The following is a 20,575-nucleotide window of genomic DNA, read 5'->3' as shown; positions in this document are numbered from 1 at the left end:
GAGGCGGGCCGGCTCAGCCGGCTTTCTGCCGCCAGGCCAGCCATTCGCCGACGATTCCCCTGCGGAAGGCCAGCACGCAGATGATGAAGATCAGGCCGATGACGATGGTGACCGATTCGCCCAGCACACGGAACCACTCGATGCCGGTCTGATGCATCAGGAAGCGGCCGAACTCGCCGACCTTGTTTTCCAGCGCCACGACGATGATCGCGCCCAACACCGGCCCGGTCAGCGTGCCCATGCCGCCGATCAGCGTCATCAGGACGACGGTGCCAGACATGTGCCAGGTGGCATCGGACAAGGTGGCCGAGACGAACACCAGCGATTTGGTGGCGCCGGCCAGACCCGCGAGGGTGGCCGAGAGCACGAAGGCCAGCAGCTTGAAGCGGTCGACGTCGTAACCGAGCGAGATCATGCGCGGCTCGTTCTCGCGGATGGCCTTGAGCACCTGGCCGAAGGGCGAATGCACGGTGCGCCAGATCAGGGCATAGCCCAGTATGAAGATCAGCAGCACCACGTAATACAGGTTGATGTCCTCGGACAGATCCAGGCCCAGGATGCTGCCGCGCGGGATGCCTTGCAGGCCGTCCTCGCCGCCGGTGAACGGCGCCTGCAGGAAGTAGAAGAACAGCATCTGCGCCAGCGCCAGGGTGATCATGGCGAAGTAGATGCCGCTGCGCCGGATCGACAGGATGCCGAAGATCAGGCCCAGGACGCCGGCCGCGGCGGTGCCAAAGAGCAGGCCGCCGGCCGTGGGCCAGCCCCAGACCGCCAGCGACTGGCCGCAGGCATAGGCGGCCAGCCCGAGGAAGGCCGCGTGACCGAAGGACAGCAGCCCCGTGTAGCCCAGCAGCAGGTTGAAGGCGCAGGCGAACAAGGCATAGCACATGACCTTCATGATGAAGATCGGGTAGCCGCCCAGGGCCGGCAGCGCGGCCAGCAGGATGATGGCGGCCAGGTAGCCTATCAATTGACGATTCATGATTCTTTCCCGAACAGCCCGGCCGGGCGGATGAGCAGCACGATCACCATGATGATGAACACCACGGTGCTGGAGGCCTCGGGCCAGAAGACCTTGGTGAAGCCTTCGATAATGCCCAGCCCCAGGCCGGTGAGGATCGAACCCATGATCGAGCCCATGCCGCCGATGACGACCACGGCAAAGACGACGATGATCAGGTTCGAACCCATCAGCGGCGAGACTTGCAGGATCGGCGCGGCGAGCACGCCGGCGAAGCCGGCCAGCCCGACGCCGAAGCCGAAGGTGAGCGAGATCATGAGCGGCACGTTCACGCCGAATGCCTCGACCAGCTTGGGGTTTTCAGTGCCGGCGCGCAGCAGGGCGCCCAGGCGGGTTTTTTCGATGACGAACCAGGTCAGCAGGCAGACCAGGAGAGAGGCCACCACGACCCAGCCGCGGTAGATGGGCATGAACATGAAGCCGAGGTTCACGCCGCCCTGGAGCAGGGCCGGGGTGCTGTAAGGCTGGCCCGAGACGCCGTAGAAGCTGCGGAACAGCCCTTCGATGAGCAGCGTCAGCCCGAAGGTGAGCAGCAGCCCGTAGAGGTGGTCGAGCTTGTACAGGTGGCGCAGCAGCAGGCGTTCGAGGACGATGCCGAACAGGCCCACGACCACGGGGGCCACGAAGAGCATGACCCAGTAGCTTAGCCCGAGGTACTGCAGGCCCATCCAGGCGACGAAGGCGCCCAGCATGTAGAGCGCGCCGTGGGCGAAATTGATGATGTTGAGCAAGCCGAAGATGACGGCCAGCCCCAGCGATAGCACGGCGTAGAACGAGCCGTTGACCAGACCGAGCAGGAGTTGACCGAGCAGGGCCTGGAGAGGAACACCGAAAAGTTGTGTCATAGGGCTGCGGCGGAATCGGGCGAAAAGAGTGATGCGGCTCGCGGCCCCGCGCCCGAAGACGCGGGGCCGGAGGTCATGCGCCGGTTACTTGAGAAGGGCGCAAGTGGAAGTCGATTCGTCGCCGTAGACGGCTTCGGCCGGCAGCTTGCGCACGATGTTGTAGTAGTCCCAGGGCGCCTTGGACTGGTCGGGCTTCTTGACCTGCGCCAGGTACATGTCGTGCATCGCCAGGCCGTCCTTGCGGATGTGGCCGTCCTTCATGAACATGTCGTTGATGGTGGTGCTCTTGAGCTGCTTCATGACGGCGTCGCCATCATCCGTGCCGATCGCCTTGACGGCCTCCAGGTAGGTCTTGGCGGCGGAGTAGTCACCCGCCTGCAGGAAGGACGGCGCGCGGTTGTGCTGCTCGAAGAAACGCTTGGACCAGGCGCGCGAGGCATCATCCTGGTCCCAATACCAGGCCGTGGTCAGGTACAGGCCGGCGGTGTTGTCCAGGCCCAGGGCGTGGATGTCGTTGATGAACACCAGCAGGCCGGCCAGGCTCATGGTCTGGGTGACGCCGAATTCCTTGGCGGCCTTGACGGAGTTGATGAAGTCGCCGCCCGCGTTGGCCAGGCCCAGGACCTGGGCGCCGGAGCTTTGCGCCTGCAGCAGGAAAGAGGAGAAGTCGGTCGTGGACAAGGGCGCGCGCACGGCGCCCAGGTTCTTGCCGCCGGACTTTTCCACGACCTTCATCGTGTCTTGCTCGAGGGAATGGCCGAAGGCGTAGTCGGCCGTCAGGTAGAACCAGGACTTGCCGCCTTCACGCACCACGGCCGAACCCGTGCCGTTGGCCAGCGCGACGGTGTTGTATGCGTAGTGAATGGTGTAGGGCGTGCATTGGGCGTTGGTCAGCGCCGAGGAGCCGGCCCCGATCACCATGAAGGGTTTTTTCTTCTCTGCGGCCACGGCGGCCATGGCCAGCGCGGTGGCGGAATTGGTGCCGCCGATCAGCATGTCCAGGTGTTGCTGGTCGAACCATTCGCGGGCGCGTGCCGAGGCGATGTCGGCCTTGTTCTGGTGGTCGGCGGTCAGCAGTTCGATTTTCTTCCCGTTGATCTCGCCCCCCATGTCGGCAATCGCCATGCGGATGGCGTCGGCGCCGGCATTGCCGTCGATATCCGCATATACGCCGGACATGTCGGCGATGAAACCGATGCGGATCACATCGTCGGAAATCCCCGCGGCTTGGGCCGAGAGACCGAAGCCCAGGCCTGCAACGGCCAGTGCGGCGGATAGGGTACGCAGTTTCATGGGAAGTCTCCTGTATATGCCGGTCGTGCCGGCGAATCTGTGGAAAAGGCGTTTCAGACGCCGAGCAGGCTGTCCAGGGTGGATTGTTTTTCCTGGAGCTGGGCAGCCGGGAATTGTTCGACGATCTGGCCGTGTTCCATGACGTAGAAATGGTCGGCCAGGGGCGCGGCGAAGCGGAAGTTCTGCTCGACCATGACGATGGTGTAGCCCTTGGCCTTGAGGGTGCGGATCATGCGGTCCAGCGCCTGCACGATCACCGGGGCCAGACCTTCGGAGATTTCGTCGAGCAGAAGGAGGTTGGCGCCGGTGCGCAGGATGCGCGCCACGGCCAGCATCTGCTGCTCGCCGCCGGACAGGCGGGTGCCCGGCGAATTGCGCCGTTCGAGCAGGTTGGGGAACATGTCGTAGATCTCGGCCAGCGACATGCCGCCGCCCAGCGTGTCGCCCACGGTTGGCGGCAGCAGCAGGTTTTCTTCGCAGGACAGCGAGGCGAAGATGCCGCGTTCTTCGGGGCAGTAGCCGATGCCCAGATGCGCGATGCGGTAGGTGGGCAGGTGGATCGATTCGGTGCCCTGGATGCGGATCGAACCGGTGCGCCTGCTGGTCAGGCCCAGCAGCGCGCGCAGCGTGGAGGTGCGCCCGGCGCCGTTGCGCCCCAGCAGGGTGACGACCTGGCCGGGCTCGACGCGCATGTTCACGCCGTGCAGGACATGCGATTCGCCGTACCAGGCGTGCAGGTCGGAGATTTCGAGTGCCGAACTCGTGCTCATGCGTGGGCCCCTTCGAGTTCGCCTTGCGTAGTGCCCATGTAGGCCTCCATCACGGCGGGATTGTTCGAGACGGCAGCGTAATCGCCTTCGGCCAGCACGGCGCCGCGCGCCAGCACGGTGATGCGGTCGGCGATGGAGGAGACGACTTTCATATTGTGTTCGACCATCAGGATGGTGCGCCCGGCGCTGACCTGCTTGATGAGCCGGGTGACGCGATCGACGTCTTCGTGGCCCATGCCCTGGGTGGGTTCGTCCAGCAGCATGAGGCTGGGCTCCATCGCCAGGGTGGTGGCGATTTCCAGGGCGCGCTTGCGGCCGTAGGGCAGGTTGACGGTCATGTCGGTCGCGAAGTCGGCCAGATCGACTTCGGCAAGCAGTTCAAGGGCCCGGGCGTTGAGGTGGTTCAGGCTGTTCTCGCTGCGCCAGAAGTGAAACGAGGTGCCGGTGGCGCGCTGCAGCGCGATGCGCACGTTGTCGAGTACCGTCAGTTGCGGGAAGACGGCCGAGATCTGGAAGGAGCGGATGATGCCCTTGCGGGCGATTTCCGCCGGCTTGTCGCCGGTGATTTCCTTGCCGTCGAAGAAGATCTGGCCCTGGCTGGGCACGAGGAACTTGGTCAGCAGATTGAAGCAGGTGGTCTTGCCCGCGCCGTTGGGACCGATCAGCGCATGGATGTGGCCGCGTTGGACTTTCAGGTCCACGGAATCCACGGCGGTGAAGCCGAGAAAGGTTTTCGTGAGGTTGCGCGTTTCAAGAATGATGGGGGGTTCTGTGCCCATAGTGCCCTGTATCCAATGTCGCAATGCGGTGCCCGGTGGCGGAATGTTTCAAGTATGGAACTGCCTCTGACTCGGCTCTATAGGGGTTTTACAGAATTGCCGTTGTGTTGCGCGGATGTTGCGGTGCAATATTCCAAACCGGGGGCCGGCGGGTTCAGCCCGCGTCGAGGCGGGTCTTGTCAGGGTAATCGCACAGATCGGCAATCGGGCACTGGGGGCATTTCGGCTTGCGGGCGACGCAGACATAGCGGCCATGCAGGATCAGCCAATGGTGTGCGTCCAGCAAATAGTCTTTGGGCACCCGGCGCAGCAGGGCCTGTTCGACGGCCAGCACGGTCTTGCCCGGTGCGATGCCGGTCCGGTTGGATACGCGGAAGATGTGCGTGTCCACGGCCATCGCGGGCTGGCGGAACGCCGTGTTCAGCACCACGTTGGCGGTCTTGCGGCCGACGCCGGGCAGGGCTTCCAGGTCTTCCCTGCGGTCGGGCACCTGGCCGCCGTGCCGCTCCAGCAGCAGTTCGCAAGTGCGGATGACGTTGCGCCCCTTGGTCTTGTATAGGCCAATGGTGCGGATCGCCTCGGTCAACCCTTCTTCGCCCAGGGCCAGCAGCCCCTCGGGCGTGCCGTGGTTCGGGAAGAAGCGGCGGGTGGCGAGGTTGACCGAACGGTCGGTGGACTGGGCCGAAAGCATGACGGCCACCAGCAACTGGAACACGCTGCCGTATTCCAGTTCCGTCTTGGGGTGCGGGTTGGCTTCGCGCAGACGGCGGAAGCATTCTTCGATGGCGGTGCGTTTCATGGGCGTCGGGCGCGCGCCCGGGCCAGGGCCTGGGCGATGCGATCCTGTTTGTCGCGGGGGTCGGGCGCGGCCAGGACGGGCTTGTTGGCCAGGGTGCGGGCGGCCGGGCCGGCGGTTTCATCGTGGCGCGCCTGCAGACGGGCATTGCGGGCCTGGTAGCGCGCGCGGGCCGCGTTGGCATCGTCGGGCGTCCATTCGCGGCCCGCCGGAACCATGGTGATGCAGTCCACCGGACAGGGCGCCACGCAGCGTTCGCACCCGGTGCAGTCGGCCTCGATGACCGTATGCATGCTCTGGTTGGCCCCCAGGATGGCGTCCACCGGGCAGGCCTGGATGCACAGTGTGCAGCCGATGCAGTGGGCTTCGTCGATGAGCGCCACCCGGAACGGCTGGTGCGTGCCGCAGACCGGGTCCAGAGGTTTGGCCGGACGGCCCAGCGCCTGCGACAGGGCTTCGATGACGCGCGGCCCGCCCGGTGGGCAACGGTTGAGGTCGGCGCGGCCTTCGGCCATGGCCTGGGCGTAGGGACGGCAGCCATCATAGCCGCATTGCGTGCATTGGGTCTGGGGCAGCAGGGCGTCGAGGTGGTCGGTCAGTGTGGGCACGGTGGGGCGGAAACGCCCGGGGGACGGCGCAAGCCGTCCCCCGGAGGCGGACAATGGAGCCCGGGATCAGGCGTGGGCGCGAATGAACGAGGCTATTTTAGGACAGATCTGTTCGCGCCAGCGGCTGCCGGAGAAGATGCCGTAATGGCCGCAGCGGGCGGCGGTGTGGAGCTCCCGCATGGACGGAGCCAGGTTGGCGCACAGGCCGTGGGCGGCGTGCGTCTGGCCTTGGCCGGAGATGTCGTCGAGTTCGCCCTCGATGGTCATCAGGGCCGTTTTGCGGATGGCGGCGGGATCGACGCATTCGCCGTCGACCACCCAGGTGCCGCGCGGCAGGCGGAATTCCTGGAAGACGATGCGGATGGTGTCGAGGTAGAAGCGGGCCGGCATGTCGAGCACGGCGTTGTATTCATCGTAGAAGCGGCGGTGGGCCTCGGCGTCGCTGTCGTCGCCGCGCAGCAGGTGCAGGTAGAAATCGTAATGGGATTTCAGGTGCCGGTCGGGGTTCATGGCGACGAAGCCCGCATGCTGCAGGAAGCCGGGGTAGACCAGCCGGCCGGCGCCCGGGTAGCGGGACGGCACCCGGTGGATCAGGGTGTCTTCGAACCATTCGTAAGGCTTGGTCGTGGCCAGGCGGTTGACCTGGGTAGGCGATTTGCGCGTGTCGATGGGGCCGCCCATCATGATCATGCTGCGCGGCTGACAGGCATCATCGGCGGCGGCCAGCAGAGAAATCGCCGCCAGGACAGGCACCGTGGGCTGGCAGACCGAGATCACATGGGTGTCGGGCCCCAGGTGGCGCAGGAAGGCCTGGACGTAGCGGATGTAGTCGTCCAGGCCGAAAGTGCCTTCGCGGGCCGGCACCATGCGGGCATCGATCCAGTCGGTCACATAGACCTCGTGGTGGGGCAGCAGAGCCCGCACCGTGTCGCGCAGCAAGGTGGCGTGATGCCCGGACAAGGGCGCCACCAGCAGCACGCGCGGATCCTGGCGGCGGGTATCGCGGCGGAAGTGCACCAGGCGGCAGAAAGGCTGCGCCAGGGCGATGTCTTCGTGCACGGCGACTTCACGACCGCCGATCCGGGTGACGGGCAGGCTCCAGGCCGGCTTTTCGTAGTCTTTGCCCACCCGGTGCGCCAGCTCGTAGGCGGCGGCGAATTGCCGCGACAGCGGGGTGTAGGCCAGCGGGCTGTAGGGGTTGGAAAACAGGTGTGAACCGGTTTCAGTGAAAGCCGTGAAAGGCGCAAGAAGCGAGCGTTGCAGCTCGTGGAGGTCGTACAGCATGGGTATGCGTTCCGGTCAGTCTGATCCGGCGCGGGTCGCATGCCGGAGTATCGGTCGTCCGGACCTAAAGTACCGGTAAACGTGACAGGGCGCTACCGGAATTTCCCGTATATGAATCATATACGGTCCGGATGTGGGGTTTTGCAGACGGATCGGCGGGCGCCCTGGGGATTCAGGGGCGTTCCAGGTACTTCAGCTTGTCGGCGACGCCGTTCCAGTCGTCGGCGCCTTCCAGCGGGCTGACGGAACGATTGATGGGCCCGAAGAGCGGGGACAATTCGGCGTTGAGCGGGATGTAGTCGATCTGGTCCTGGGGGACGTCTTCTTCGGCGAAGATGGCGTTGGCGGGGCATTCGGGCACGCAGACGGCGCAGTCGATGCACTCCTCGGGATCGATGACCAGGAAATTGGGCCCCTCGCGGAAACAGTCCACGGGACAGACATCGACGCAGTCGGTGTACTTGCACTTGATACAGTTTTCGGTGACGACGTGGGTCATGGGGTGCTCCGGGCTTGCAGACGACGGCCTTGAAGGCGGCCAACCTGGATTTTACCGAATTTATCAGGGAGAACCCGCAGAGCCCGTGCGAGGGGTAGGGATGAGTCAGGACACCGAGCAGTCCCTGCGGACTGCTCGGTGTCCTGACGAATCGGAGCGCCTTGCAAGGCGCGACGTGGAGAGATGCTACGGCTTGAGAGCGGTTTTTATATTGCTACAGCAGCAAAGCGGCCAGGGTGCCCCCCAACTCCTCGCCGCGCGCGATCCATTCTTCGGGGACCGTCTTGGGGGCCAGGATGGCTTCGGGCGTCTGGGCCCGCATGGGCACGATCAGGGTCGGGGCGATGGCCTTCAGCCGCCAGCCGGTGCAGATGCGCTCCAGTTGCCGGCGCGCGCCTTCGCCGTCGGAGCCGGCGGTGATCAGGGCGCCGTAGGGCCGGCCGCTGATCCGGTCCAGCACGTGATAGTAGGTGCGGTCCAGGCATTCCTTCATGGCGCCGCTGAGCGCCGCCAGGTTTTCGGGCGCGGCGAACAGGTAGCCGTCCGCAGCCAGCAGGTTTTCGGTCCGCACGGTTTCGGCGGGACGGATCTGCAGATCCAGGCGGTCGTCCGCTCCGAGCTCGGCGGCGGCGGCCTGCGCGCCGGCGGCGGCCGCGCGGGCCATCTGCCAGGCGGCGCCGGTGCGTGAATGCCAGATGATCAGCAATTGGGTGGTCATGGGGTGGGTTCCTGCGTGGCCGGGCTCACTCAAGTAGTATAGAGTCTTCGAGTTTGAAAGCCTGGTTCGCAGGCCTCGTTTTCTTCTGTCCGGCATCATGAGTGTCCCTTCGCAGCCCGCTTCCGTAGATCCTTTCGGTCCCGAGTGGTTCGAGGCTGCCTGCGGCGGGCTGGGCGGGGCGGATGCGGCGGTCTTGCGCCAGGCGGCCGACTGGGTGCGAGAGCCGCTGCGCGGCGTGCGGGCCAGCACGGGCGAGGCGCTGGATGCGCACGCCGCCGCCGTGGTCCTGATCCTGCGCGACCTGGATACGGATGCCGCCACGCGGGCGGCGGCCCTGCTGGCCGTGCAGCCGGTGCCGGCGGGCGAGCTGTCGCGCGCCGACCCGCTGCGCAAGGCCTTCGGTCCCGAGATCGCTTCCCTGGTCCAGGGTGTGCGCGCCCTGTTGCGCCTGGGGGCCGTCGCCGGCCGGGCCGGCGACGTGTCCGGTACCGACCAGAAAGAAATGCAGCGCAAGATGCTGCTGGCCATGGCGGCGGATTTGCGCATCGTGCTGATGCGGCTGGCTTCGCGCCTGCAGTCGCTGCGCTGGCATGCGGCCAGCCGCACGCCCTGCCCGCCGGAATTCGCCCGCGAGACCATGGCGCTGTACACGCCGCTGGCCAACCGCCTGGGGATCTGGCAACTGAAATGGGAAATGGAAGACCTGTCCTTCCGCTTCCTGCAGCCCGAGACCTACAAGACCATCGCCCGCCAGCTCGAAGAAAAACGCGCCGAGCGCGAGGCCTTCATCGAAGAGGTGATGGCGCGCCTGCGGGCGGCGCTGGACGAAGCCGGCATCCAGGCCGAACTCAGCGGCCGGCCCAAGCACATCTACAGCATCTGGAACAAGATGCGCATCAAGCACCTGGAATTCCGCCAGTTGTTCGACTTGCGCGCACTGCGGGTCATCGTCGAGGACGAGCGGGCCTGCTACGCGGTGCTGGCGCTGGTGCATGCGCTCTGGACACCGGTGCCCGAAGAGTTCGACGACTACATCGCCCGCCCCAAGCCCAACGGCTACCGTTCCCTGCACACGGTGGTGGCCGATCCCGAAGGACGGGCCTTCGAGGTCCAGATACGCACCCGCGACATGCATCATTTCGCCGAATACGGGATGGCGGCCCACTGGCGCTACAAAGAAGCCGGAGCCCGGGGCGGCCAGGTGTCCGCCGCCGGGGAGTACGACCAGAAGATCGCCTGGATGCGCCAATTGCTGTCCTGGAAGGACGAAGGCGCGGCGGCGTTCGGGTCCGAGCCCCAGCCGGACGCACGCATTTACGTCATGACGCCCCAGGCGCGCGTGCTGGAGCTGCCCGCTGGCTCCACGCCGGTGGATTTCGCCTACCTGTTGCATACCGACCTGGGCCACCGCTGCCGGGGCGCCCGGGTCGATGGCCAGATCGTCCCCTTGTCCACACCCCTGCGCACGGGCCAGACCGTGGAAATCACCGCCGCCAAGTCCGGCGGCCCTTCGCGCGACTGGCTCAATCCCCAGTTGGGCTATCTGGCCAGCCCGCGCGCACGGGCCAAGGTCCGGGCCTGGTTCAATGCGGTCGAACTGCAGCAGCGCATCGCCCAGGGCCAGACCCTGGTCGAGAAAGAGCTGCAGCGTCTGGGCCGGACGGCCGTCAACCAGGAGCACCTGGCCCAGCAACTGGGCTTCGCCCGCGCCGACGACCTGTACGTCGCGGCCGCCAAGGAAGAGTTCAGCCTGCGGCAGATCGATCACGTGCTGCGCGAGCCCGAACCGGCCCGCGAGCAGCCCGACGAGGCCCGTGTCTACGCCAGCGATGCCGGCAGCGTCGCCCGCACGGGCAAGAGCGGCGTGCTGGTGGTGGGCGTCGATTCCCTGATGACGCAGTTGGCGCGTTGCTGCCGGCCGGTGCCGCCCGATGCCATCGAGGGTTTCGTGACGCGCGGCCGGGGCGTGTCCATCCATCGCAGCGACTGCCCGTCCTGGGCGGTTCTGGCGCAACGCCACCCCGAACGCTGCATCGAGGTCGCCTGGGGACGGACCAGCCAGGCCATGTACCCCGTGGATCTTGCCATCCATGCCCAGGACCGGCCCAATCTGCTGCGCGATCTCTCCGAAGTCTTCGCACGCCTGCGGCTACGGGTGGTACGCGTCACGACCCACAGCCGCCGTTCGCTGGCGCACATGGTGTTCACCGTCGAAGTGCGCGATGGCGAGCAGATCCGCCAAGCCCTGGTCGCCCTCAACGAATTGCCCGGAATCCAGGCCGGGAGGCAATGAGCGCGCCAGGCCGTCCCGGGCGCGCGGGCCCGGCGAGGGCGGTGCGCGGTGTCCGGGGGCGGCGGCCACGATCGGTTAAAATGCCCGTTTAGCCCGTGCGCCCGGCTTGTGGCGCCTTTGATGCGAGACTGGACTTGAAACCCTATCATCTGCCGGATGCCCAGGGGCATTTCGGAAAGTTTGGCGGTTCGTTCGTCGCCGAAACGCTCGTGCATGCCCTGGACGCGCTGCGCGAGGCCTACGCGCACTATCGCGACGACCCGGAATTCCAGCGCGAGTTCGCCTACGAGCTGGAACACTTCGTCGGCCGGCCCAGCCCGGTCTACCATGCCCGCCGCTGGTCCGAGCAACTGGGCGGCGCGCAGATATGGTTCAAGCGCGAAGACCTGAACCACACTGGCGCGCACAAGGTCAACAATTGCATCGGGCAGGCGCTGCTCGCCAAGCGCATGGGCAAGCAGCGGGTGATCGCCGAGACCGGCGCGGGCCAGCATGGCGTGGCCACGGCGACCGTGGCGGCGCGTTATGGCATGGAGTGCGTGGTCTACATGGGCAGCGAAGACGTCCGCCGCCAGGCCTCGAACGTCTATCGCATGAAGCTGCTGGGCGCCCGCGTGGTGCCCGTCGAGTCGGGCTCGCGCACCCTCAAGGACGCCCTGAACGAAGCCATGCGCGACTGGGTCACCCATGTCGAGGATACGTTCTACATCATTGGCACTGTCGCCGGCCCCGATCCCTATCCCCGGATGGTGCGCGATTTTCAGACCATCATCGGCCGCGAATGCCGCGAACAGATGCCGCGCGACGCAGGCCGCCAGCCCGACTACGTGCTTGCCTCCGTGGGCGGCGGGTCGAATGCCATCGGCATCTTCCATCCTTACATCGAGGACGAGTCCGTGCAGTTGATCGGTGTCGAAGCCGCCGGAGAAGGCCTGGATTCGGGCCGCCACGCGGCTTCGCTGAATCGCGGCGTGGTCGGCGTGCTGCACGGCAACCGCACCTATCTGCTGCAAGACGAGCACGGCCAGATCACGGAGACCCACTCCGTTTCCGCCGGCCTGGATTATCCCGGCGTCGGGCCGGAGCACGCCTGGCTGCACGACAGCGGGCGCGCGCATTATGTCGGCATCACCGACCAGGAAGCCCTGGCCGCTTTCCACGACTGCTGCCGCATCGAAGGCATCATGCCCGCCCTGGAGTCCTCGCATGCCATCGCCCACGCGGTGAAGCTGGCGCCGACCTTGCCGCGCGACCGGATCATCCTGGTCAATCTGTCCGGCCGGGGCGACAAAGACATGCATACCGTGGCCGAATACGGCGGCATCACGCTCTAAAAGCTCAGGAACACAAGCCATGACTTCATCGAATGCCCGTCTGGCGGCGCGCTTTGCCTCCCTGGCGGGGCGGGCCGCCCTGATTCCGTACGTGACGGCGGGCGATCCCCTGGTGGCGTCCACCCCCGCGCTGATGCACGCCCTGGCGGCGGCCGGCGCCGACGTCATCGAGCTGGGGGTGCCGTTTTCCGATCCCATGGCCGACGGCCCGGTGATCCAGCAGGCCGGCGATCGCGCCATCGCCGCGGGCGCCAGTCTGGGCAGCGTGCTGGACATCGTCGCCGAATTCCGCCGCCAGGACGCCGAGACGCCGGTCGTGCTGATGGGCTATGCCAATCCCGTCGAATGCATGGGCCAGGCCGCCTTCGTGCAGCGTGCCGCGCAAGCCGGCGTGGACGGTGTGCTCACCGTGGATTACACCCCCGAGGAATCCGTCGAGTTCGCCCGCCTGCTGGAGCAGGCGGGGCTGGATCCGATCTACCTGCTGGCGCCCACCTCGACCGACGGACGCATCCGCGAGGTGGCCCGGCTGGCCCGGGGCTACGTCTATTATGTTTCACTCAAGGGCGTGACCGGCGCCGGCCACCTGGACACCGATGACGTGGCCCGGCACGTAGCGGCCATCCGCCGCCACGTGAGCATCCCCGTGGGCGTGGGCTTCGGCATTCGCGACGCCGAGAGCGCCGCACGGGTGGCGCGGCATGCCGATGCCGTGGTGATCGGCAGCAAGATCATACAGATCATCGAGGAAGCGTCCCGGCGGGACGGTCCGCAGGCCGCCATCGGTGCGGCGGCCCAGTGGCTGGCCCAGGTGCGCCAGGCCATCGAACCCATCAGAAAAGAAGGCTGACCATGAGCTGGTTTGAAAAGATTCTCCCCCCGCGCATCAACCGGAACAGCGATTCGGCTTCCAAGCGCGTGCCCGAAGGTTTATGGGTCAAGTGCCCCTCCTGCGAATCGGTGCTTTATAAAGAAGACTTGCAGGCAACCTTGAACGTCTGCCCCAAGTGCAGCCATCACATGCGCATCGGGGCCCGGGCGCGGATCGACTCGCTGCTGGATCCTGACGGCCGCACCGAGATCGGCGCGCAGACGCGTCCGATGGATCCTTTGAAATTCAAGGATTCGCGCCGGTATCCGGAACGCGTGGCCGAGGCCGTCAAGCAGACCGGCGAGTCCGAGGCGATGGTGGTGATGAGCGGCACGGTCCTGTCGGTGCCGACGGTGCTGGCCTGCTTCGAGTTCGCCTTCATGGGGGGCTCGATGGGGTCGGTGGTGGGCGAGCGCTTCGCCCGCGGCGTTCAGGAATCCATCGACCGGCGGCTGCCTTTCGTGTGCGTCTCGTCCTCGGGGGGCGCACGCATGCAGGAGTCCCTGTTTTCTCTGATGCAGATGGCTAAGACCACCGCCATGCTGCACCAGTTGTCCGAGGCCGGCCTGCCGTTCATCAGTATTCTGACCGACCCGACGATGGGCGGGGTGTCGGCATCCTTTGCCTTCATGGGCGACGTGGTGCTGGCCGAACCCAATGCATTGATCGGCTTTGCCGGCCCGCGCGTGATCGAGCAGACCGTGCGCGAAAAGCTGCCGGAAGGCTTTCAGCGCGCCGAATTCCTCCTGACAAAGGGCGCGATCGATCGCGTGGTGGATCGCCGCGAGTTGCAAGCCGAGCTGGCGCACCTGCTGGCGTTGTTCACCCGCCAGCCGATCGAGGTCGTGAAAGCTGCCTGATCCCGCCCGGCCTGGCGCCTGCGCCCTGGCCGCGCCCAATGAAAAACCCGAAACCGGCTCAGCCGGTTTCGGGTTTTTTTTGCCTCGGGGGCCTGCGCCCCCGCAGGCGTTGCGGATCAATCCGAGGTTTCGACCTGCTGCAGCGGCTCGCTTTGCACCGGAGCGACCGGCTTGCGGGCGCGGCCCAGGGGCTTGGGGGGCGCGGGCGGCGCGTACGGCGTGCTGGCGCGGGTTTCGACCATCTGCATGCCGGCGGCCTGCAGGGAGGCGTCCAGCGAGGGCAGGGTGATCGGACGGGAGGCCTCTTGCGCCGCCGCCTGGGCGACGGGCTCAGACTCGGGTTCGGCCTGCGTTGCCGCTTCCGGCGCTGGGGCGGCGGGCGCTTCCTGGGGCTGGACATCGGCCTCGGCGGAGGCGGCCACCATCGGGTCAGGTGTTTCTTCCTGGATGGGGGCGGTTTCAGGAGCCGCGGCCAGTACCGGAGCAGGCTCCGGAGTCGGGGCCGTTTCGACCGGTTCCGGGGCGGCCGTCTCGGTCGTGGGCGCAGGTTCCGGGGCTGCCGCGGGCGCGGCCGGAGCCTCGGCGGCCTCGACGGGCCGGGCGGGAGTCACTGGGGCTTCATCGGCGAGGGGAGCCGCCGGCGTATCGCTTGCCAGGACCTCGGGGTCGAAGCGCGGCGTTTGGTGCGTTTCGATCGACGGCGTGTCTTCGTCGGCCGACACGGTTTCGGTGGCGGGCGTATCGGCGGCATCGCCGCTGCGACGGCCGCGACGGCCGCGACGGCGGCGGCGCTTGCGTTCCGGATCCGGGCTTTCCAGATCGGTGTCCGCTTCGGCGTCGACGGCGGGACCGGCGACGGGTTCGAGATCGCCCGCGGCATCGTCAGCGGACGGGCTTTGCGGCGCATTGGGCAAGCCGTAGGGGTTGGCGCCATCGGTGGGGGCCTGGACGGCGAGGTCTTCGGCCTGGGTGGCGATCGCCTCGCCCGTCTCGACAGCCGAGTCTTCCGAGCGGCCACGGCCACGGCCGCGGCGGTTGCGGCTGCGCCGCGGTTCGGCGGCGGTGTCCTGCCGGGCGTCGGCGGCGACCGGAGCATCGGTCTGGACCGATTGGATCTCGGCGGCCGACCGTTCGCGGCGGGTCGCGGAACGGCCCTCCGCGCGTTCACCGCGCTCGCCGCGCTCACCGCGTTCGTTCCGTTCCGTACGGCCGGCGCGTTCGCCTCGGGGCGCATCCGGACGGCGCTCGTTGCGGCGGCCGCCGGAACGGCCGGAGGCGTTGCGCCGACGACCGTCGCCCGACTCGCGGGCCGGGGCGGCCGCCGGTTCGGCCGCGGGCGCGGCCGTTTCGGCGGCAGAGCCCGTGATCCAACCGATCAGGCGCTTGAGCAGGCCGCCTTGCGGCGCGGTCGGCGCGGCGGCCGCCGCAACGGCCGCGCGCGGCGCGCGCTCGACGTGGGCCGGCGCCGGCTGGGCCGGCTGGATGCCCTTGACCAGGGCCTCGGGGCGGGCCTTGGCCTCCTGGGCCTTGTTCGGCTGCCAGACGAGTTTTTCCTCGGGTTCCTGGACGAGTTCGAAACTGGTTTTGTTTTCGTCCAGGCGCGGGTCGTCGTGGCGCAGGCGCTCGATGTGATGGTGCGGGGTTTCCAGGGACTTGTTGGGAATCAGGACCAGATTCACCTTCAGGCGGGATTCGATCTGGCCGATGTCGCGGCGCTTTTCATTGAGCAGGAAGGTGGCGACCTCGACCGGCACCTGGGCGTGCAGGGCGGCGGTGCCTTCCTTCATGGCTTCTTCCTGGAGCAGGCGCAGGACATGCAGGGCGCTGGATTCCGCATCGCGGATCACGCCGGTGCCGGTGCAGCGCGGGCAGGTGACGTGCGAGCCTTCATTCAAGGCTGGACGCAGGCGCTGGCGGGACAGTTCCATCAGGCCGAAGCGGGAGATCTTGCCCATCTGGACGCGGGCGCGGTCGAAATGCAGGGCATCGCGCAGGCGCTGTTCGACGGCGCGCTGGTTCTTGCTGTCCTCCATGTCGATGAAGTCGATCACGATCAGGCCGCCCAGGTCGCGCAGGCGCAGTTGGCGGGCGACTTCGTCGGCGGCTTCCTGGTTGGTGCGCAGGGCGGTTTCCTCGATGTCGGCGCCGCGCGTCGAGCGCGCGGAGTTGACGTCCACCGCCACCAGGGCTTCGGTATGGTCGATGACGATGGCGCCGCCCGAGGGCAGCGTGACCGTGCGTGAATAGGCGGTCTCGATCTGGTGCTCGATCTGGAAGCGGGAGAACAGCGGCACATCGTCGCGGTAGCGTTTCACGCGATTGACGTTGTCGGGCATGACCACGCTCATGAAGGCGGTCGCCTGGTCGTGGATATCGTCCGTGTCGATCAGGATTTCACCGATTTCCGGCGAGAAGTAGTCGCGGATGGCGCGGATGACGAGACTGGATTCCAGGTAGATCAGGATCGGCGCCTTGTTCTCGCGGGCGGCGGCATCGATGGCGGTCCAGAGCTGCAGCAGGTAGTTCAAGTCCCATTGCAGTTCTTCGACGCCGCGGCCGATGCCGGCGGTGCGGGCGATCATGCTCATGCCGGCCGGGATTTCCAGCTGGTCCATGGTTTCGCGCAGTTCCTGGCGGTCTTCGCCTTCGACCCGGCGCGACACGCCGCCGCCGCGCGGGTTGTTGGGCATCAGCACCAGGTAGCGGCCGGCGAGAGAGATGAAGGTGGTGAGGGCGGCGCCCTTGTTGCCGCGTTCTTCCTTTTCGACCTGGATGATGAGTTCCTGGCCTTCGGACAGGGCGTCCTGGATGCGCGCATTGCGCACATCCACGCCTTCCTTGAAGTAGGTGCGGGCGACTTCCTTGAAGGGCAGAAAGCCGTGGCGGTCTTCCCCGTAGTTGACGAAGCAGGCCTCCAGCCCCGGTTCGATGCGGGTGATGACGCCTTTGTAGATGTTGCCTTTGCGCTGTTCGCGCCCGGCGGTCTCGATGTCCAGATCGATCAGCTTCTGGCCATCGACAATCGCGACGCGTAATTCTTCTTGGTGCGTCGCATTGAACAGCATGCGTTTCATGAGTGGGTTTCTCCGTAGTCAGGGCGCGCCGGATTCGGCGCACGGCCACGGGTCACTCGGTGTGCGATGCGGCAGTCTGCGAGGGGATCGGTGCGCTGACGAGGTCAGGCCGCGCCGGTCTCCTGGGGAGGGGGCACGGTGCGCCGGTAGGCGCCAGGTTCTGTCAGCAGGGTGGTCAAGGGCACGATGTGTGGTTGACGAAATGATTGCTGGGAACGGCGGGCGCGGGCTGTGGGCCGCGTCCGGTGCGGAAGAGCGAGCAGAATCTACGGCGTCGCACGCGGCCTGACGGCGGTTCCGGCGCCCGGCGAACATGCGCGGGGGAAGGGAACCGGGACGGGGCCGGCGACCAAGGACCTGAAGGCTGGAAGTGGGGCAGTACAATGGGGTCCCTGCTGCCCGACGGAGATGCATCCATTGCGTCTCTACGCCAGGCGGTTTCCAGCCTCTATGGGCTGTTGCGATTATATGCCGCTTTTCCCTATGCGCAAAATAGTTGATTCGTCCGCCCCGCCGGCGCCGGCCGTCCGCCTGGTGGACGTCGGAGCCGAGCACGAGGGGCAGCGGCTCGATAACTTCCTTTTGCGGCTCTGCAAGGGCGTGCCCAAGAGCCACATCTACAAGGCCATCCGCGACGGCCAGGTGCGGGTCAATAAGGGCCGCTGCCGCGCGGAGACCCGCCTGGCGGCCGGCGATACGGTGCGCGTCCCGCCGCTGCGCCTGCCCGCGCCCGGGTCCGCGCCGCCGGCGCCGCCCGCCGCCTTCCCGGTGCTCTACGAGGACGCCCATCTGCTGGTGATCGACAAGCCCGCCGGGGTGGCCGTGCATGGCGGCAGCGGGGTGTCCTTCGGAGTCATCGAGCAGTTGCGCGCGGCGCGCCCCGACGAGCGCATGCTGGAGCTGGCGCACCGGCTGGATCGGGAAACCTCCGGCGTGCTGATGGTGGCCCGCAGCCGCAAGGCCCTGGTGGCGCTGCACGACATGATGCGCGAGGGCGGGGGGCGCAAGCATTACCTGGCGCTGGTCGTGGGCGACTGGGTCAACGACCGCCAGCACATCCGCCTGCCCTTGCTGAAATACCTGACCCCGGGCGGTGAGCGCCGGGTGCGCGTCGACGCCTTGGGCAAGCCCTCGCACACCATCATCACGCTGCAGCGCCGCTACGCCGGCCGCTACTCGCTGGTGGGCGCCGAATTGCGCACCGGCCGCACCCACCAGATCCGGGTGCACCTGGCATCCCAGGGGCATCCGGTCGCCGGAGACGAGAAATACGGGCCGGATGCCGTGCGCGCCGCCCTCGCCGCCCAAGGGTTCCGGCGCATGTTCCTGCATGCGCACCGGCTGGAGATCCCCCACCCGGTTTCCGGCGAACCCCTGGTCTTCGATTCACCGCTGCCGCCCGCTTGCCGGGCGTTGCTGGACTACCTGGAACAAGCCCGCCCATGACGATGTATCCGAATCCACCGGGGAAACAATACCGCGCCGTGATCTTCGACTGGGACGGCACGCTGCTGGATTCCACCCACCACATTGTGGGCGCGCTGCTGGGCGCCTGCCGCGACCTGGGGCTGCGCGAGCCGTCCCGCGAAGAGGCCGGCTGGGTCATCGGCTTGTCGTTGCAGGCGGCCTTGTACCGGCTGGTGCCTGAACTGGGCGCCGACCGCGTGGACGACTTCGTCGATCGCTATCGCACGCATTTCATGGCGTTGCAGCATGAAATGCACCTGTTCGAAGGCCAGGCGCAGTTGCTGCGCGACCTGAGCGCCGGCGGTTCGGTGCTGGGCGTGGCGACCGGCAAGAGCCGGCGCGGCCTGGACGATTCAATCAGGCGGCTGGGTCTGCAGGAAGTGTTCCGCGCCACGCGCACGGTCGACGAGGCGCGCGGCAAGCCCGACCCGGATATGCTGCTGCAACTGCTGGCCGAGCTGGACCTGGATCCCGCCGCCGTGCTGATGGTGGGCGATACGACCCACGATGTGCTGATGGCGCGGGCCGCCGGCGTGGACAGTCTGGCGGTCGCCTATGGGGCGCATGCGGCTTCCCTGCTGGAGTCGGCCCGGCCGACGGCCATGGCGGCCACGGTGCCGGACATGCAAGCCTGGATCCGGGCGCGGGTGGGCTGAGCGATCGCCCGGGCAGGGGCTCCGCGCCGGCCGGCTTCAGCTTGCCAGGTACAGAAACAAGGTCGGTTTGCGCTCGAAATCCGGCGGTCCGGCCTTGCGCCACTGGGATACGGTGCGCGTGGCGATGGTTTCGTCGTCGCAGGTCAGCGCGCTGGCGACGCACAGGCGGGTCGTATCGCGCAAGGTGCGCAGCAGGGCCTCGAACAGCGCGGCATTGCGGTAGGGAGTTTCGATCAGGATCTGGGTCTGCTGCTGCTTGTGCGAGGCCGATTCCCAGGCGCGCAACTGGGCGTCGCGCTCGTGCGCCTTGACCGGCGCGTAGCCATGGAAAGCGAAGCGCTGGCCCTGCAGGCCGCTGGCCATGAGGCCCAGCATGATGGAGGAAGGACCTGTCCAGGGGATGACGCTCAGGCCGGCGGCGTGCGCCTGGGCCACGACCAGGGCGCCGGGGTCGGCGACGGCCGGGCAGCCGGCCTCCGAGACCAGTCCGATGTCCTGGCCGTCGGGCACGGCGGCCAGCCAGGCGCGGATCTCATGGGCCTGCGTGTCCGGCCTCAGGGTGTGAATGGTGATTTCCTGCAGCGGCACGGCGGTACCGATCTGCTTCAGGAAGGCGCGCGCCGTTTTTGCGTTCTCGGCGATGAAGCAGCGCAGCGCGGCGGCGATTTCGCGGGCGGCCAGGGGCAGCCAGCGGTCTGGATCGGCCTGGCCCAGGCCGACGGGAATCAAATGCAGGGTGGTGGTCATGAAGCAGTCTCTTGAGAGTGCGCCAGGGGCTCCAGGCCGAAGTCCCGCAGCATGCGGCACAAGGCGATCAGGGGCAGGCCGATCAGGGCGGTGGGGTCGTCGCTGCGCATGCGCTCCATCAGCGCCACGCCCAGTTGCTCGGCCTTGGCGCTGCCGGCGGTGTCGTAAGGCTGCTCGGCGCGCAGATAGTATTCGATGCGGGCATCGTCCAGGGGCAGGAAGCGGCACTCGGTGGGCACTTGTTCCAGCAAATCCCGTCGCCCGTCGGTGACGCACAGGGCGGTGTGGAACAGGACATCCCGGCCGCCGAAGCGGCGCAACTGATCGCGGGCGGCCTCGAAGGATCCCGGCTTGCCGATGGCTTGTCCCTGAAAGACGGCGACCTGGTCCGAGCCGATGACCAGGGCGCCGGGGTGGCGCGCGGCGATCACGGCAGCCTTCTCGCGCGCCAAGCGCAGCGCCAGCTCCAGCGGGGTCTCGTCGGGGCGTGGGCTTTCGTCGATCTCCGGGGATTCGACGGAAAAGGGCAGCTTGAGCCGCCGCAGCAAAGCGCGGCGGTATGGCGAGCTGGAAGCCAGTACGAGCGGCATGGAGGACTCCTGATGAACGCCCGCCAGTTTACCGTGAGCGGGTCCGGCCGCCGCCGGCGGCGAGGTGTCG

At 67.3% G+C, this 20,575-nt stretch carries 19 protein-coding genes; 6 read left to right on the top strand and 13 right to left on the bottom strand.

Translation table 11 applies throughout. The features are described 5' to 3' along the window. Positions 1-13: 13 nt before the first annotated feature. The 10 genes from ABRZ00_RS02100 to ABRZ00_RS02055 all read right to left on the bottom strand — a co-directional run bounded on the left by ABRZ00_RS02100 (position 14) and on the right by ABRZ00_RS02055 (position 8,613). Entirely contained in the window at positions 14-982 is a 969-nt protein-coding gene (locus ABRZ00_RS02100) for a branched-chain amino acid ABC transporter permease (RefSeq protein ID WP_343837040.1), read from the bottom strand. Further along, the gene (locus tag ABRZ00_RS02095; RefSeq protein WP_343837037.1) at positions 979-1,866 is read right to left on the bottom strand and encodes a branched-chain amino acid ABC transporter permease; all 888 of its coding nucleotides are present in this window, start codon (positions 1,864-1,866) and stop codon (positions 979-981) included. The genes ABRZ00_RS02100 and ABRZ00_RS02095 overlap by 4 nt, the downstream gene beginning before the upstream one ends. An 84-nt stretch (positions 1,867-1,950) precedes the next feature. Beyond that, a complete protein-coding gene (locus tag ABRZ00_RS02090; protein WP_368641312.1) occupies positions 1,951-3,159 on the bottom strand; it encodes an ABC transporter substrate-binding protein in 1,209 nt (402 codons plus the stop codon). A 53-nt stretch (positions 3,160-3,212) separates the two neighbouring features. After that, positions 3,213-3,929, bottom strand: a complete 717-nt coding sequence (locus tag ABRZ00_RS02085; protein WP_368641313.1) for an ABC transporter ATP-binding protein — start codon at positions 3,927-3,929, stop codon at positions 3,213-3,215. Beyond that, on the bottom strand, positions 3,926-4,708 hold the full coding sequence (locus tag ABRZ00_RS02080; RefSeq protein WP_368640326.1) for an ABC transporter ATP-binding protein: 783 nt from the start codon (positions 4,706-4,708) through the stop codon (positions 3,926-3,928). Before ABRZ00_RS02080 ends, ABRZ00_RS02085 begins: the two co-directional genes overlap by 4 nt. 154 nt (positions 4,709-4,862) lie before the next feature. Beyond that, on the bottom strand, positions 4,863-5,507 hold the full coding sequence (gene nth, locus ABRZ00_RS02075; RefSeq protein ID WP_368641314.1) for an endonuclease III: 645 nt from the start codon (positions 5,505-5,507) through the stop codon (positions 4,863-4,865). Beyond that, a complete protein-coding gene (locus ABRZ00_RS02070; protein WP_368641315.1) occupies positions 5,504-6,166 on the bottom strand; it encodes an RnfABCDGE type electron transport complex subunit B in 663 nt (220 codons plus the stop codon). The genes nth and ABRZ00_RS02070 overlap by 4 nt, the downstream gene beginning before the upstream one ends. Positions 6,167-6,178: 12 nt before the next feature. Then, positions 6,179-7,396: a polyhydroxyalkanoate depolymerase gene (locus ABRZ00_RS02065; RefSeq protein WP_368641316.1), complete on the bottom strand. Its 1,218-nt coding sequence runs from the start codon at positions 7,394-7,396 to the stop codon at positions 6,179-6,181. Between the two features lie 172 nt (positions 7,397-7,568). Then, positions 7,569-7,895 carry a ferredoxin FdxA gene (gene fdxA / locus ABRZ00_RS02060; protein WP_368641317.1) on the bottom strand — a complete coding sequence of 109 codons (327 nt, stop codon included), beginning with the start codon at positions 7,893-7,895 and terminating at the stop codon, positions 7,569-7,571. A 214-nt stretch (positions 7,896-8,109) separates the two neighbouring features. Beyond that, positions 8,110-8,613, bottom strand: a complete 504-nt coding sequence (locus tag ABRZ00_RS02055) for an NAD(P)H-dependent oxidoreductase (RefSeq protein ID WP_368641318.1) — start codon at positions 8,611-8,613, stop codon at positions 8,110-8,112. Positions 8,614-8,710: 97 nt separating this feature from the next. Between ABRZ00_RS02055 and ABRZ00_RS02050 the strand changes: the two genes are divergently transcribed. The 4 genes from ABRZ00_RS02050 (at position 8,711) to accD (ending at position 13,971) form a co-directional block, all read left to right on the top strand. Beyond that, positions 8,711-10,906 carry a bifunctional (p)ppGpp synthetase/guanosine-3',5'-bis(diphosphate) 3'-pyrophosphohydrolase gene (locus ABRZ00_RS02050; RefSeq protein ID WP_368641319.1) on the top strand — a complete coding sequence of 732 codons (2,196 nt, stop codon included), beginning with the start codon at positions 8,711-8,713 and terminating at the stop codon, positions 10,904-10,906. 134 nt (positions 10,907-11,040) lie between these two features. Then, on the top strand, positions 11,041-12,240 hold the full coding sequence (trpB, locus tag ABRZ00_RS02045) for a tryptophan synthase subunit beta (RefSeq protein ID WP_368641320.1): 1,200 nt from the start codon (positions 11,041-11,043) through the stop codon (positions 12,238-12,240). A gap of 19 nt (positions 12,241-12,259) precedes the next feature. Next, positions 12,260-13,090 (top strand): tryptophan synthase subunit alpha, encoded by an 831-nt coding sequence (gene trpA / locus ABRZ00_RS02040; protein WP_368641321.1) that lies wholly within the window; start codon positions 12,260-12,262, stop codon positions 13,088-13,090. A gap of 2 nt (positions 13,091-13,092) precedes the next feature. Beyond that, on the top strand, positions 13,093-13,971 hold the full coding sequence (accD, locus tag ABRZ00_RS02035) for an acetyl-CoA carboxylase, carboxyltransferase subunit beta (protein ID WP_343837008.1): 879 nt from the start codon (positions 13,093-13,095) through the stop codon (positions 13,969-13,971). A gap of 116 nt (positions 13,972-14,087) precedes the next feature. Here accD and ABRZ00_RS02030 read toward each other — a convergent pair whose 3' ends face one another. Then, positions 14,088-17,045: an Rne/Rng family ribonuclease gene (locus tag ABRZ00_RS02030; RefSeq protein ID WP_368641322.1), complete on the bottom strand. Its 2,958-nt coding sequence runs from the start codon at positions 17,043-17,045 to the stop codon at positions 14,088-14,090. Between the two features lie 483 nt (positions 17,046-17,528). Here ABRZ00_RS02030 and ABRZ00_RS02025 point away from each other — a divergent pair, with 483 nt between their 5' ends. Both ABRZ00_RS02025 and ABRZ00_RS02020 read left to right on the top strand, forming a co-directional pair. Beyond that, complete coding sequence (locus ABRZ00_RS02025; RefSeq protein ID WP_368644398.1) at positions 17,529-18,491, top strand: RluA family pseudouridine synthase; 963 nt, start codon at positions 17,529-17,531, stop codon at positions 18,489-18,491. Next, positions 18,488-19,168: an HAD-IA family hydrolase gene (locus ABRZ00_RS02020; protein WP_368641324.1), complete on the top strand. Its 681-nt coding sequence runs from the start codon at positions 18,488-18,490 to the stop codon at positions 19,166-19,168. Before ABRZ00_RS02025 ends, ABRZ00_RS02020 begins: the two co-directional genes overlap by 4 nt. A gap of 36 nt (positions 19,169-19,204) precedes the next feature. On the opposite strand, the gene ABRZ00_RS02015 is transcribed toward ABRZ00_RS02020, so the two are convergent. Continuing rightward, entirely contained in the window at positions 19,205-19,915 is a 711-nt protein-coding gene (locus ABRZ00_RS02015; protein ID WP_368641325.1) for an SAM-dependent methyltransferase, read from the bottom strand. Next, complete coding sequence (locus tag ABRZ00_RS02010) at positions 19,912-20,505, bottom strand: Maf family nucleotide pyrophosphatase (protein WP_368641326.1); 594 nt, start codon at positions 20,503-20,505, stop codon at positions 19,912-19,914. Before ABRZ00_RS02010 ends, ABRZ00_RS02015 begins: the two co-directional genes overlap by 4 nt. Positions 20,506-20,575: the final 70 nt, after the last annotated feature.

Origin of the sequence: Castellaniella ginsengisoli, assembly GCF_040955415.1 — a bacterium.
Taxonomy (GTDB): domain Bacteria; phylum Pseudomonadota; class Gammaproteobacteria; order Burkholderiales; family Burkholderiaceae_B; genus Castellaniella; species Castellaniella ginsengisoli.
This window is presented reverse-complemented; position numbering and strand designations above follow the sequence as displayed.